Origin of the sequence: Geothermobacter hydrogeniphilus, assembly GCF_002898515.1 — a bacterium.
GTDB lineage: Bacteria > Desulfobacterota > Desulfuromonadia > Desulfuromonadales > Geothermobacteraceae > Geothermobacter_A.
Map to the genome: position 1 here is coordinate 20,759 of NZ_PPFX01000029.1, position 14,657 is coordinate 35,415.

The window sequence follows — 14,657 nt, forward strand, 5'->3', positions numbered from 1 at the left end:
CAACCTTCCTGCACGCTCATCCGGGATGGTTGACCGACCCCCTGTGAGCGTGTAAAGTCCATTTAACTCTGGATCGCCGTGCTCAACCGCAACCACCGAGGGGTCGTTAACCATCCCCGTTGCCTCCGGACCCGCCATGCCGAACCTGCTGGAAATCCACAACCTGAAAACCTATTTTCATTCCGGTCCGGAAACCCTCAAGGCCATCGACGGCATCGACATCACCATCGATGCCGGGGAAACTCTGGCCCTGGTCGGTGAATCGGGATGCGGCAAATCGATGACTGCTCTCTCGATCCTGCGCCTGGTTCCCGAACCGGGACGGATTGCCGAGGGCCGGATCGAGTTCTCCGGGGAAGATCTGCTGCTGCTTCCCGAGGAGGAAATCAGGCGTATTCGCGGCAACCGGATCGCGATGATCTTCCAGGAACCGATGACGTCGCTCAACCCGGTCTTCCGGGTCGGCGACCAAATCTTCGAAGTGTTGCGCCTGCACCGGGGCATGAACCGGAGGGAAGCAACCTCTGCCGCAGCCAGGCTGCTTGAGCAGGTCGGCATTCCCGAGCCGAAACAACGGCTTCTGGACTACCCGCATCAGCTCTCCGGCGGGCTGCGCCAGCGGGTGATGATCGCCATGGCCCTGGCCTGCGACCCACAACTGCTGATCGCCGACGAACCGACCACCGCCCTCGATGTCACGATTCAGGCGCAGATCATGGACCTGCTGGCCGAACTGAAAAGCAGCCGCGACATGGCGACACTGCTGATCAGTCACGACCTCGGCGTGGTGGCTGAAAACGCCGACCGGGTGGCGATCATGTATGCCGGCCTGATTGTCGAAACCGCCACCACCACATCCCTGTTCGGCAACCCGCTGCACCCCTATACCCGCGGCCTGTTGTCCTGCATCCCCCGGCTTGGGGACGTCCGCGAACGGCTCGACCCGATTCCCGGCCAGGTTCCCGACGTCCGCAACCTGCCGGCCGGTTGCAGTTTCAGGGACCGCTGCCCGGAAGCTTTCGGTCCCTGCGTCGAAGGCTGTCCGCCGCTGCGGGAGGTCGAACCCGGCCACTGGGCACGCTGTTGGAGGAACCGATGACAGCACCGCTGCTGAAAGTCAGCGATCTGCGAAAATCCTTTACCGTCAAAGGGGGTCCTCTCGGCGGTCCGGTGCGGAAACTGCAGGCGGTGGCGGGCATCAATTTCGAGATTTTCCCCGGCGAAACCCTGGGACTGGTTGGAGAATCGGGATGCGGAAAATCGACCACAGGGCGCCTGATCCTGCGTCTGATCGACCCCGACCAGGGTGAGATCCGTTTTCAGGGGCAGGATATCGCCACCCTGAACCAGCGCCAACTGCGACCGATCAGGCGCGATCTGCAGATGATTTTTCAGGATCCCTTCTCTTCGCTGAATCCACGCAAGAAAGTCTTCGACATCCTCGCCGAGCCGTTCAAACTGCATCGCCTGGTCACCAACGGCAAACTGTCGGAAGCCGTCACCGACCTTGCCCATCGGGTCGGCCTGTGCCCCGAGCATCTGTCGCGTTATCCTCACGAATTCTCCGGCGGTCAGCGTCAACGGATCGGCATCGCCCGGGCGCTGGCGGTGCAACCGAAGCTGATCATCGCCGACGAACCGGTCTCGGCCCTCGACCTGTCGATCCAGGCCCAGGTCATCAACCTGCTGAGCGATATCCAGAAGGAATTCAACCTGGCCTATCTTTTCATCGCCCATGACCTGGCAGTGGTCGAACATATCAGCGACCGGGTCGCGGTCATGTACCTCGGCCGCATCGTCGAGTTGGCATCGGCCATCGAAATCTACCGGGCACCGCGGCATCCCTACAGTGAAGCCCTGCTCAACGCCATTCCCGAACCTGACCCGCAACGGAAACGCAAACCGCACCACCTCAGCGGAGAAGTTCCCTCTCCCATCTCACCGCCGAGCGGCTGTACCTTTCATCCCCGTTGCCCCTATGCTGAAGAGATCTGCAGACAACAGGAGCCCGCTCTTGAAGAGCAGGCTCCCGGGCATCTTTCCGCCTGCCATTTCAGTGAAAAAGTCGGCAAATTCCGCAACCGGCCGTCAGACTCCTGACGGCACCCCTGACAATCCGAACCCCAACTGCCTGTAGCCCGCTCGCCGGTACCGGCCGCGACAATTGGTCATACCGGAAGCAACAAATTCATGCTGAATGGAACCCAACTGAGACCCGACTGACACACCAACCCTGCACAGTGTGTCATCAGCGGCACACCACCAAATGGTCTTACCACTGGATGCGAACGCCGAAATGACGACCAACGCCCCGTGACGATATCCTCCCCGGGATAAGGTGCGGTGAAAATCAGCCGTTTTCACCAGTTTCAGCCACAAAAATGAGCAAAAACAGGCCTTAACACGCCGGCCCGGCACAAAAACAAAGTTGGCACGCCGATTGCTTAGTAAATTTGTCAACATGTCGGGGATTCCAAGGACTGATACAAAAACTCCTGCCCCTTTATACGCCGCACCGGGACCTCTCTCCCCCGGGCGGCGTTTTTTTTTGCCGTTTCAGCGAGCGATTGGCTATCATGGGGCACACCCTCAGCCGTCTGATGAACAACGCCCATCTGCGGCGTTGTTCTTCCCCCGCGTCAACGACGTACCTTCCGGTATGCCTTATGACGCGGGGGTGCGGACGCCTGGCATCTGGACATTTTTACTCAGCCTGGGGAACCTGACATTTCAACACCCTGATAGCGGGAACAGACCATGCCGGAACAACTCGGGCTGCGCACCCTCGAAGATATCAGCGCTCTCATCCTCCAGTCTCACGACCTCGACGAAACCCTGACCAATATCGTCGCCCTGGTCGCGCGACGAATGAAGACCGAAGTCTGTTCCATCTATCTGCTCGATGACGACCAGCGCACGCTGCGGCTGCGTGCTACCTGCGGGCTCTCCAGCAACGCCGTCGGCATGGTCAGCATGGGCGTCCATGAGGGGCTGGCCGGACTGGCGGTCGACGAGGGACGGGCGGTGTCGATCCAGGAACCGGAATCCCATCCCCGCTACCGTTACTTCGCCGAGACCGGCGAAGAGCGCTACCACTCTTTTCTCGGTATCCCGCTGTTCGACCGTAGGCAGCCGGTCGGGGTGATTGTCATCCAGACCACCGAACGGCGCGACTTCACTGAAAAAGAAATCAGCGCCCTGTCGACCATTGCCTTCCAGGTCGCCTCCATCGTCGTCAATGCCCGCCTGCTCGACACCCTGCAGGCTCGTGGGGACATGCTGCCTGGGATTGTGGAAGAAAATGACGCAGACAAGCCACCCGCTGAACCTCACCCGGTCCTGAAAGGCAAAGTCGCTTATCCGGGAGTCGCCATCGGCCCCGCCCATCTGCTCGATGAACGCCTCGGCTTTACCGACATTCTCGATGAAGACGGCATCGATCCGCGACAGGAACGGCAACGGCTGCAGGATGCCCTGGAAAAAACCCGCATCCAGACCCTATTTCTGGAAAAAAGGGTATCTGAACGTCTCAACGACGAGGATGCCGCCATCTTCCATACCCACCTGATGATCCTCGAGGACCGCAGTTTCCTGGACAAACTGGACGGCGAAATCGCCAGGGGACACAGCGCTCCCTACGCGCTGAAAAAGGTGGTCGGCGACTACCTGGCGGCCTTCAGCAACATGGAAGACGCCTACCTGCGGGAACGCGCCGCCGACATGGACGACATCGGCCGGCGTATCCTGGCGAGCCTGGCGGGCCACGACCAGCAGACCCTGCATCTGAAGACGCCGGGGGTCATCGTCGCCCGGGAACTGCTGCCCTCGGACATGGCGGCCCTCGACCATGAACAGATCCTCGGTATCGTCACCGAGGCTGGCGAAAACAACTCGCACGCGGTCATCATGGCCAAATCACTCGGCATCCCGGCTCTGGTCGGGGTCAAGGGCCTACTGCGGAAACTGGAACCGGAAGCCCCGATCATTCTCGATGCCAACTCGGGAACTTTCTACATCCGGCCGGCCGATCACATTGTCGAGGAATATCGCCGACTGGAGGAAGACCGCAACCGCGAGCTGCACAAGCTTGACAGCCTGCGCGACCTGCCCGCGGTCACCCGGGACGGTACCAATATCACCCTGCGGGCCAACATCGGCCTGGTCAGTGATGTCGATGTCGCGCTGCGCAACGGGGCCTCCGGGGTCGGCCTCTACCGAACCGAATTCCCCTACATGGCACGCGGCAACTTCCCCGATCGGCAGGACCAGTACCGCCTTTACCGCAAGGTGGTGGAAGGCTTCGCCGGCCAGCCGGTCACCATCCGCACCCTCGACATCGGCGGCGACAAGGCCCTGCCCTATTTCGCGCCCCCCACTGAAGACAATCCCTTCATGGGCTGGCGTTCAGTCCGTGTTTCCCTGGACAACCCGGACATTTTCAGCACCCAGATCGAGGCGATCCTCATGGCCGGCGTCCATGGCCCGGTCAAGATGCTGTTCCCGATGATCTCCAGCATCGAAGAGGTCAAGGCCTGCCGGGCAGTAGTCAGCCAGGCGGAGCAGACCCTCAGAGACGAAGGCATTCCCTTCGCCGACAATATGCCGCTGGGGGTTATGATCGAAGTTCCGGCAACGATCCATATCGCCCACCAGCTCGCGGAACTGGTTGATTTTTTCGCTCTCGGGACCAACGACCTGGTGCAGTATCTGCTCGCCGCCGACCGCAACAATCCGCTGGTCAACAAGTATTATGATCCTCTGCACCCGGCGGTACTGCAGGCCATTCGCTGTATCTGCGAGGTCGCCACCGAACACGACAAAGGGCTTTGTCTCTGCGGAGAGATGGCGACCGATCCGCTCAACCTGCTCCTACTGATCGGCCTCGGCCTGCGCGAATTCTCGATGCCGGCGCCCTTCATTCCCCGCACCAAGGCCTTTCTGCGTGACCTCGACCTGCCCACGGCCGAAAACGCCGCCGACAGAGTCCTCAAACTGGGTGACAGCATCGCCATCCGCTCCCACCTGATTGATATCCTGCGCGCTACCCAGACCGGATGAATTTTCCGGACGTCCCTCTCACGGGGGGACAGAACCAGGTCCTGTCCCCCCTGGCCGGTCTTACCTGTTAACCTTTTCGATCGTCACCCGGACAACGGGGTTGCGCCAATCCATCGCGGCCCGGTTGAGATCACCGATGCCGTGAATGCCGTTGTGGACATGGATGAATCCCTCGGCCCCGGTCGTCATACGTACCTGACTGCCACAGGGAGGACCGGGGATGTGTGCGCACTGCTCAGTATTGGCTTCGCTGCCCGCATCATAGGCCACGGCCGTCAGGGCAATCTGCCGGTCAGAACGGCCCCGGACACCCTGCAGCGCGAAGAACGCATCGTTGGTGGTGGCCAGCATGCCGACCACGCTGAGACGATTGAATTTTCCCCGGGTTCGAACCTGCATTGTGGTCGATGTCCCGGGCAGGATCGGCCCGCCGGCAACAGCCAGATCGAGAACATCATCCCGCGTTCCCAGCACTGCCGCCAGCGGCTGGGTATCCCCACCTTCGGCCAGCGCCACCAGTTCATCACTGGCGGCCTGCCCGATGCGGAACACTTCAAATCCCCGTTTGTGACTGATCAGCAGCGGCGGGGTGATAACCTGCTTTTGGGTCAGATTGGTGATGGTCACCTGATACATCTTACCGCCATCAGCCAGGGCCAGACCGCTGGTCACCAGACTGAGCAGGATGGCAACACAGACACCGGTCAACATGCGACTGTTTTTCATGACGATCCCCTTTCAATAGTTGAACGCGCTTCACCGGCCGAACGTAAGGACATCTCTCCCTTTTGACCGGGCAACAACCTTAACAGGGGGAATTAAAGCTGAGGTCAAGGCTGGTTAAAGCTTTGGTAAAGAAAGGGATGGGAGAAGAGAACATGAACGGGGAGGATGACTGTCTTCTGCCCATTGTTTCCCGGACGCCAAAAAACCAATGCCGAAGCATTTGCTTCGGCATTGGTTTGATCAGTCATCCGGCTCAGGCGCGATGATCTATTTCAGCGCATGAATCTTCTCCAGGCTCTGCCTGAGAATGCCGAGCTTCTCCTCGGCGGCCGCCAGCTTGGCGCGATCCTTCTCCAGCACCTGCGGCGGGGCATTGGCGACGAATTTTTCATTGGAGAGTTTTTTGGTGAAGAAATCGACATCCTTCTGCACCTTGGCGATCTCCTTGCCGAGTCGTTTTTCCTCCTCGGCGACATCGATCAGACCGGTGAGCGGCAGCAGGATTTCAATATTCCCGGCAACCTGGGTCGCCGCCTGGGCGGGACGTTCGACCTTCACTCCGTAGCTGAGTTCATCAACCTTGGCAAGAGAGCGGATATAGCCCTCCCCCTCGGCAACCACGGCCGCAGCGGCCTGGTCGCGGCAGTCGAGTACGGCGCTGACCAGCCTTCCCGGCGCGACATCCATCTCCCCGCGGATATTGCGAATCGCCTTGATCACCTCCATCACCTGCTCCATCCGTCCGGCCAGCTCGGCGTCGGCCGCCAGTTCCGAACCCTCCGGATAGTCCGCCTGCATGATGCTCGGCTGCGGACGTTCCCCCGGCAGGGTCTGCCAGATTTCCTCGGTGACAAAGGGCATGAAGGGATGCAGCAGCCGCAACAGCTGCTCCAGCACAGTGTAGAGGACGGTCTGCACCCGCTCCCGGGCCCCGGCATCCTCACCGTAAAGATCATCCTTGATCAGTTCGATGTACCAGTCGCAGAACTGGTGCCAGGTGAAGGCATAGAGGGTGCCGGCGGCGTCATTGAACTTGTAGTCGGCCAGGGCGCGGTTGGTCGCTTCGGCGGTTTCTTTCAACCGGGTCAGAATCCACTGGTCGGCGGCCGACAGATCCATGCCGGACAACGATTTTCCGGCCGGCTGGAAATCGTCCAGGTTCATCAGCGCGAAACGACTGGCGTTCCAGAGCTTGTTGACGAAATTCCGATAACCGGCGATCCGCTCGGTGGAGAGCTTGATATCACGGCCCATGGCGGCAAAAGCCGCCAGGGTGTAGCGGAAGGCGTCGGTCCCATACTCCTCGACCACGGTCAAAGGATCGATGACGTTACCCTTGCTCTTGCTCATCTTCTGCCCCTGGGCATCGCGCACCAGGGCGTGGATATAGACCTCCTTGAAGGGCACCTCGCCCATGAACTTGAGGCCCATCATCATCATCCGCGCGACCCAAAAGAAGAGGATATCGAAACCGGTCACCAGGCAGGAGGTCGGATAGAACTTCTCCAGCGCCGCGGTCCTGTCCGGCCAGCCCATAGTCGAAAAGGGCCAGAGGGCCGAGGAGAACCAGGTGTCGAGGACATCGGTTTCACGGCGAAGATTGTCACTGCCGCAGTGGCCGCAGGCGGTGGCGTCTTCACGGCTGACGGTGATCTCGCCGCAGTCGTCACAGAACCAGGCCGGAATCTGGTGACCCCACCAGATCTGGCGGCTGATGCACCAGTCCTGGATATTGTTCATCCACTCGAAGTAGGTCTTCTCCCACTGCGCGGGAACGATCTTCGTCCTCCCATCCTCGACCGCCCTGATCGCCTCGGCGGCCAGCGGGCCGACCTTGACGTACCACTGCTTGGAGAGATAGGGTTCGATCACCGTCCTGCAGCGGTAACACTCGCCGACCGCGTGGGCGTGATCCTCGGTCCCTTCCAGCAACCCCTGCGCCTCGAGATCGGCCAGAACCTTCCGGCGGGCCTCGTCGCGGTCCAGACCGGCGTAGGGACCGCCGTTCTCGTTCACCACCCCGGAGGCGTCGAAGATGTTGATCTGCTCCAGGTCGTGACGTTTGCCGACCTCGAAGTCGTTGAAATCGTGCGCCGGGGTGATCTTCACCGCCCCGGAACCGAACTCCCGGTCGACGTATTCGTCGGCCACCACCGGAATCTCCCGGTTGACCAGCGGCAGCAACACCTTCTTGCCGACCAGGTCGGCATAGCGCTCATCCTCGGGATGGACCGCCACCGCACTGTCACCGAGCATGGTTTCGGGCCGAGTGGTGGCGACCACCAGATGGCGGTCGGTTCCGATCACCGGGTAACGCAGGTGCCAGAGATGCCCCCGCTTGTCGTCGTGTTCGACCTCCAGGTCGGAGAGCGCGGTATGACAGCGCGGACACCAGTTGATCAACCGGTTGGCGCGGTAGATCAGACCATCCTCGTAGAGGCTGACGAACACCTCGCGCACCGCCCGGGACAGTCCCTCGTCCATGGTGAAGCGTTCCCGCTGCCAGTCACAGGAGGCTCCCATCCGCTTGAGCTGATTGATAATCTGGCCGCCCGATTCCTCGCGCCACTGCCAGACCCGCGCGACAAACTGTTCGCGCCCGAGTTCATGGCGGTCGCCTCCCTCGGCGGCGAGCTGTTTCTCGACCACGTTCTGGGTGGCGATGCCGGCGTGGTCGGTGCCCGGCATCCAGAGGACCTCGTGTCCTGTCATCCGTTTCCAGCGACAGAGGATATCCTGCAGGGTGTTATTCAGGGCATGCCCCATGTGCAGCACGCCGGTCACGTTCGGCGGCGGGATAACGATCGAATAGTGTGGGCGCGGAGAGGTTTCGTCGGCAGCAAAGCGACCGTCCTTTTCCCAGGCTGCATACCACTTCACTTCGACCTGATGAGGTTCATAACCTTTCGGTAGATTTTTTTTCATTTTCAACAGCCTCTCTACATGGCCTGCAACCGACCTTGAAAAAGTTTCAACATCACACGATCAGGCCAATATTCCATACCACAGTCTCAAGGCGCCGGATTTTTTATCAAATCAAGGCACATTCCAATGAGCGCGGAGGCATAGCGGCAGCTACGTCGCACAAGCGAAGCGGGCCTGCAACGCAGAGTTGATGAAAAAGCCGGCCAGCAAAGGTTCAACAACGTTGGCCAGGCCCATATCCGCACCACCGTCTCAAGGCGTCGGATTTTTTATCAAATCAAGGCGCAGCCCAATGAGCGCGGAGACGTAGCGGCAGCTACGTCGCACAAGCGAAGCGGGTCTGCAACACAGAGTTGATGAAAAAGCCGGCGCCCTCGAAAAAAAGAAGTGGGGATTCTAGCAATCCCCACTTCCAGCGTCAATATCTCAGTCCGCCGTCCAGGCGGACTTTTCTCACGATGACTCGACCGGGCCTAAACGGCAGCCTTGATCTTGCCGATTTCTTCCTTGATCAGGTTTTCGGCCAAATCGGGAACAACCTCCCAAGCCACCTTCTCAAGGATGGTTCCCGCCAGACGCTCAATAATGGCTGACGCGACCTTCTCGACAATGGCCTCAAGCTGCTCCTCGCTCAGGGCCGCGACCTGTTCTTCGACAACAGCGGCGGGAGATTCGACCGGAGCAGCAAACTCATCCGCAGAAGAGATGGATGCGACCGGTTCAACAACCTCCGGGGCCTGTTCGGGCAGGTCGTCCGACAACTGGAAGGTATCGTCTCCCACCGAAGTCGGCTCAATCGAAGCGGCGACAGGCTCAGCCACCGGGGCAGCGGGCTCAGCCACCGGGGCAGCGGGCTCAACCACCGGGGCAGCGGGCTCAACCACCGGGGCAGCGGGCTCAACCACCGGGGCGGCAGGCTCAACCACCGGGGCGGCAGGCTGCACGTCAGGAGACTCAAATACCTGATTGAAACCGCTGACCGGCTCCTCGCTGACGGCGGCCTCATCAACCAGCAGGTCCTCTTCGTCGATAATGTCGACATCATCAAGGTCAAAGATCTCTTCTTCGGTATCCTGCCAGATGTCGGTCGAGTCAGCCGAGGTGGTTTCAGTCTGCGGAACCTCCGCTCCCAAACCGGTCGCCACCTCTTCCACCGGGGTCGTCAGCAATTCATCTTCGTCGAAGGAAACCGTCCCCCAAACATCATCGTCGGCAACGGGTGACACCTCGGAACCGGCATCGGCCGCCGACGCGATATCGGTAACCGGGGCTTCAGGTTCGACCAGGTCAAACGCATCTTCTTCAGCCCAGAGGTCATCTTCGGCCAGCTCCACAATCGGTTCGACATCGGCCGAAGCGATCTCCGCGGGCTCGGCAACCTCCCGAACCGGCTCAACCACGGGGCGTTCGGCACTCTCGGCGGCACTCGGGGCAACCGACGCAGCTTCCGGTATCGCGGCGGAGGTCAGAAGTTCTTCAACCTTGTCAATCAGGGCCTGGGATTCAAACGGCTTGGAGATCCAGTCATCCGCACCGGCCTGTCGGGCCTTGTCTTCGTCAAACGGCTCGAAGGTCCCGGTCAACAACAGCACCGGAACACCCTGCAACCCGGGATCCTGCTTGACCGCCCGGCAGAGTTCATAACCGTTTTTACCCGGCATGTAGACATCGGCCAGAATCAGATCGGGACGATCAACCCGCGCCTTCTGCAGGGCGGCATCTCCGTTGTCGACAATGTCGAGTTGAAAGTCTTCATTGGCAAAGGTGATGCCGATAACCTTCTGGATAGTAATACTGTCATCGGCAAGCAAAAGCCTTTTACTCATGGGATGCCTCCTTGTGTCAACACAGGCACATCGGGCTCAGGGCTGCAACTGCAGCAGCAATTTATCGAGATCCAGCAACGGATATCTCAGATTCTGATAAATAAAACAATCGGCCATGCACTCAGATACATCTTCCCGGGATGTTTCAATGCGCCCCTCGGCAATCTCAACAATCCGGCCGCCGGCGGCAACCGGAACAGCAACAAGCCCCATCTCGGACCTGCAGATGGCAAGGTCATCACCCTGCAGGGTCAAACCATCAAAGAACTGTTGTCGGCCAAGCACCGGCACCGGTTCATCCCGGAACAGGCAGATCCCCTCAAAACCGTCGGGAATCCCGGGAAGAACAAAAACTGCGGGCCGCTCAAAAACAGCCTCGATCAGGTTGGCGTGGCAGGCGAGGGCGTCCCTCTTTTCCCCAAACAGGGCCAGGCGGGCGTCCGGACTCATCATTGGCCACAGGCCTCCAACCCGGCGGCGTCGCAACAGAGCAACACTTTGTCCTGCCGGAAAGCCAGACGAATGTAGCACTGCCGCCCGGGAACCCGCAACATCGGCGGCAGATCACGGTAACGAAACTGGCCTGCCGCGAAAATACCACAAACGTCGCCGACCAGCACCCCAAAAGGGGCAAATCTGCCCGTAACAACCAGCAGATGACTGTTCATAGCCCCTTCCGCGGGTGCCGGTCCGAGAAAATCAGTGAAATCCGGCATCGCAAGCAGTTCACCACGAAAACGGCAGGCGCGCAACCCGGAATTATCGTCAGTTTCCCACTGCAGGGTATCGGCGGCAACGATCTCAACCAGCTCCGAGACTGAAAAGAGCAGATCGTAACCACCGCGATGCGCAACCAATTTCAAGGACTCTGAACCCGCCATACACCCTTCTCCGGCCGGCTTCTCTTCAGTCATCGCCGACAGAACCTCGACAATGGGTCAAAGGTAGCGCACGACATTCCCCATGTCAAGTCGACAAAGGGCAAAAATCCAAGCAGTTATGCACCCTTAGAAGGGTTTCCAGGGCACGGGAAAAAACAGTTTACGGTAGAGATTCAAGGCAAAACGGTCGGTCATGCCGGCGATAAAATCAGCCGCCGCCGTTTCCAACGGCTCGTCGGGGCGCCGGGAATGTCCGAAGACCTCGAACTGATCCGGATGAGCCAGGAAATAACCGAACAGCTCCTCGATAATACGTGCCGCCTTGTCAAATTCACGATCAACACCAGGGGCACGATAGACATGTTCGTCCAACCAATCACGCAGCGCCAGCACCGCTTCGGCAAAATCCGGCGAAAGGGTCACGATTTTTCCACCGGCGTTCAGAGAGGTATCGATCACGTCACCGACCAGAACACCGATGCGTTCACTGTTTCGCCGGCCCAGAACCGCCGTCAATTCCGGCGGGATATCGGACGAACGCACCAGGCCTCCCCGCAGGGCGTCATCAAGATCATGGTTGACGTAGGCGATAATGTCGGCCAGCCGAACCGCCTCACCTTCGCGGGTCGCCGGGCGGTCTGCCGCTTCAGGCGCCTGAAGCGGACCGCTCCCCTTCGAATGACGAGCAATGCCGTCAATCACTTCCCGGGTCAGGTTCAATCCGCGACCTTCTTTTTCCAGAATCTCGACCACCCTGACACTCTGTCCGACATGCTTGAAACCGCCGGGAACCAGCCGGTTAAGAACCCTTTCACCGGCGTGACCGAAAGGAGTATGGCCAAGGTCATGGCCGAGCGCAATGGCTTCGGTCAGATCCTCATTGAGGCCAAGAGCGCGAGAAATTGTTCGGGCAACCTGCGAAACTTCAAGAGTATGAGTCAAACGGGTGCGATAATGGTCTCCCTCCGGGGACAGGAACACCTGGGTTTTATATTTAAGCCGGCGAAAGGCTTTACAATGAAGAATCCGGTCACGATCAACCTGAAAAACCGTTCGAACGGGGCAGGGATCTTCCTCGATCTTTCGGCCACGGCTCATGCTGCTCCGGCACGCGACTGAAGACAGGGTCTGTTGCTCTTTATGTTCAATCAGGGTTCTTACAACCATCATACTCACTGAATCTGTTTCTTGTGAACCCGAGAACGACCCGGCAGGCGCACTCGTAACGTCGCTGTTGAGGCAATTGTATTGCCGTTCATTCCCAAATGCCTGGAGTTGAATGTAATTAACCGGGATGGGCACCCAAAAGATACGGTGCAATTATAACCAATTCAAGAAAAAAACAACCAAAAAGCCCAAAAAGACTTGATTTACAGCCTGAATATTGTATTAGTATTGCCACTCTGCAATCAATCAATGGCAGAAAAACTGATAAAGAAGGAGAAAAACAATGTCCGAACTGTTGCAAATGGCAAAAGACCTGGTTGAAGCCCAGGCAACCTCCCGCTCCATGTCAACTGAAGAAATGGTGGTTTCCCTGTCCGAAATCCACAAGGCGCTGCAGGGCCTCGCCGCCGGGGGAGAAAATGCCGAAGCCGACGAAAACGCTCCGGCGGTCACCCGCAAGAAAGCGTTCGGCCGCGACAAGGTCTACTGCATGATCTGCGGTGAAGGGATGAAAACGCTGGCACGCCACCTGCGCACCAAGCACGACATGACGCCGGGAGATTACCGTAAGCAGTTCGACATCCCCCGTTCCCAGCCGCTGGCGGCAAAAAATTATTCCGAGAAACGCCGTCAGATGGCCATTGACCGCGGACTGGCTGACAACCTGGCGAAAGCCCGCGCTGCCAAGGGCCGCAAGACCCGCAAAAAATAACCACGACTGCACTTCTCCGCAGTCTTTAAAACACACGCGGCGGGGCGTCCGATATAGGCGCCCCGCCGCTGTTTCCATCCCGATCCGGCAACCGGCTGTTACTCCAGATCGAAGGAGATGCTGGCCAACTCATTGCCGGCCCCGTCCAGGACCTTGACCATCCAGGCGCCCCGCCACTCGGGCAGGACCTGTTTCGAGGACCATGTCCGCCAGTTGTCGGAACGAACCGCCAACGTGACCCGCGCCATCTCCCTTCCCTGCTTCAACCAGACATGGGTAATCTCATCATCGCCGACAGCGCCCCGCACCCGGGTAAAGCAGTAGACCCGCCCGATGTCAGCCGGAAAATGATCGGCCACCCCGACCGGTTGACGCTGTTCGACGCCGGTCCCGACAACTCCTTCGACGACCTCAAGCCCCCACCCGAGGGACGGCAACAACAGCAACAGGGTAAGAACAATCATCATTTTCTTCATCTTTCATCTCCTTTGTCTGAATTAATCCAGAATCAGTGAGCTTGTCACCGGCGAATAGCCCAAGAGCTTGCCAACCGGCGGATAATCCTTTACATTCACTGCACGAAGGGTTGCCATGTCCATGAAACGAATTCTGCTCGGCGCCACCAGCCCCGATCTGCTGGGAACGCTCGAAATTATCCTCAAGCACTGGGGTTACCGGGTGCTGGTCACGTCCCGAGTCGGGGAGTTCGAAGAGCTGCTCAACGGCAGCAATCCCGAGTTCATCCTGATCGGCGACGGCATGCTGGCCGCAGCTGAAGATCTGCTGCGACAGCAGTTGCGGGAACAAATTCGGAAAACCGGGCTGCCGCTGGTTGTCCTCGGCCGGCCCAGCGGTCCGACCATCCCGAAACCGTGGGTTGGCCTGGACGTTCCTATCGATATTTTCGCCCTCTTTGAACTGGTCCAGAAACACCTTGAAAAACATCCCCGCCGCAATCTGCGCATGGAAGTCAGGATTCCCGGGATGGTCTGCCGGGACAACACCTCTGAACTGGCGGAAGTTCTCAGTATCAGCACCCGGGGGATGTTCATCAAGACCAGCTACCGGCTTGAACCCCAGGACCAGTTCCAGGTTGTCTTCCCGCTGCTGGGGATGAACCGCGAACTGGAACTTCCCGGCCGGGTTGTCTACCGCATGGAACCGCGTCCCGAAAACAATTATCGCCAGGGAGTCGGTCTGGAATTTGCCGACCTCAGCGATGAAACCCGTCGCCAGCTCGAAGCCTTTCTCGAACAGCGGCTGCTGGGAGAACTGAGTGAAGGCCGACGCGGCGCCGAGCTGGATCTCGGGATGCTTCGCAGCCGGTCAGCCCGGCCCTCTCCGGGCCTCGTCCCCTGAACC

At 59.3% G+C, this 14,657-nt stretch carries 12 protein-coding genes; 5 read left to right on the plus strand and 7 right to left on the minus strand.

The window, feature by feature from the left end; genetic code table 11:
• Positions 1-136 precede the first annotated feature (136 nt).
• From C2E25_RS12160 to ptsP, 3 genes are all read left to right on the plus strand, one after another.
• Complete coding sequence (locus C2E25_RS12160) at positions 137-1,099, plus strand: ABC transporter ATP-binding protein (protein ID WP_103116004.1); 963 nt, start codon at positions 137-139, stop codon at positions 1,097-1,099.
• On the plus strand, positions 1,096-2,100 hold the full coding sequence (locus C2E25_RS12165) for an ABC transporter ATP-binding protein (protein WP_103116005.1): 1,005 nt from the start codon (positions 1,096-1,098) through the stop codon (positions 2,098-2,100). The genes C2E25_RS12160 and C2E25_RS12165 overlap by 4 nt, the downstream gene beginning before the upstream one ends.
• 657 nt (positions 2,101-2,757) lie before the next feature.
• Positions 2,758-5,058 (plus strand): phosphoenolpyruvate--protein phosphotransferase, encoded by a 2,301-nt coding sequence (gene ptsP / locus C2E25_RS12170; protein ID WP_103116006.1) that lies wholly within the window; start codon positions 2,758-2,760, stop codon positions 5,056-5,058.
• 60 nt (positions 5,059-5,118) lie between these two features.
• Here the strand turns inward: ptsP and C2E25_RS12175 are convergent, their stop codons facing one another.
• The 6 genes from C2E25_RS12175 to C2E25_RS12200 form a co-directional block, all read right to left on the minus strand.
• A complete protein-coding gene (locus C2E25_RS12175) occupies positions 5,119-5,784 on the minus strand; it encodes a spondin domain-containing protein (RefSeq protein WP_103116007.1) in 666 nt (221 codons plus the stop codon).
• 267 nt (positions 5,785-6,051) lie between these two features.
• Positions 6,052-8,709 carry a valine--tRNA ligase gene (locus C2E25_RS12180; RefSeq protein WP_103116008.1) on the minus strand — a complete coding sequence of 886 codons (2,658 nt, stop codon included), beginning with the start codon at positions 8,707-8,709 and terminating at the stop codon, positions 6,052-6,054.
• A 473-nt stretch (positions 8,710-9,182) separates the two neighbouring features.
• Complete coding sequence (locus C2E25_RS17980; RefSeq protein ID WP_199177426.1) at positions 9,183-10,535, minus strand: response regulator; 1,353 nt, start codon at positions 10,533-10,535, stop codon at positions 9,183-9,185.
• Positions 10,536-10,571: 36 nt separating this feature from the next.
• Positions 10,572-10,988, minus strand: coding sequence for a hypothetical protein (locus C2E25_RS12190; protein ID WP_103116009.1), 417 nt, complete (start codon positions 10,986-10,988; stop codon positions 10,572-10,574).
• Positions 10,985-11,416 (minus strand): hypothetical protein, encoded by a 432-nt coding sequence (locus C2E25_RS12195; protein WP_103116010.1) that lies wholly within the window; start codon positions 11,414-11,416, stop codon positions 10,985-10,987. The genes C2E25_RS12190 and C2E25_RS12195 overlap by 4 nt, the downstream gene beginning before the upstream one ends.
• 126 nt (positions 11,417-11,542) lie before the next feature.
• The gene (locus tag C2E25_RS12200) at positions 11,543-12,586 is read right to left on the minus strand and encodes a deoxyguanosinetriphosphate triphosphohydrolase (RefSeq protein ID WP_103116011.1); all 1,044 of its coding nucleotides are present in this window, start codon (positions 12,584-12,586) and stop codon (positions 11,543-11,545) included.
• A 280-nt stretch (positions 12,587-12,866) separates the two neighbouring features.
• On the opposite strand from C2E25_RS12200, the gene C2E25_RS12205 reads away from it, so the two are divergent.
• Positions 12,867-13,295: a MucR family transcriptional regulator gene (locus C2E25_RS12205; RefSeq protein WP_103116012.1), complete on the plus strand. Its 429-nt coding sequence runs from the start codon at positions 12,867-12,869 to the stop codon at positions 13,293-13,295.
• 98 nt (positions 13,296-13,393) lie between these two features.
• Here C2E25_RS12205 and C2E25_RS12210 read toward each other — a convergent pair whose 3' ends face one another.
• Positions 13,394-13,771 carry a DUF2914 domain-containing protein gene (locus C2E25_RS12210; RefSeq protein WP_103116013.1) on the minus strand — a complete coding sequence of 126 codons (378 nt, stop codon included), beginning with the start codon at positions 13,769-13,771 and terminating at the stop codon, positions 13,394-13,396.
• A 115-nt stretch (positions 13,772-13,886) separates the two neighbouring features.
• On the opposite strand from C2E25_RS12210, the gene C2E25_RS12215 reads away from it, so the two are divergent.
• Positions 13,887-14,654 (plus strand): PilZ domain-containing protein, encoded by a 768-nt coding sequence (locus C2E25_RS12215; RefSeq protein ID WP_103116014.1) that lies wholly within the window; start codon positions 13,887-13,889, stop codon positions 14,652-14,654.
• The last annotated feature ends 3 nt before the right edge of the window (positions 14,655-14,657 follow it).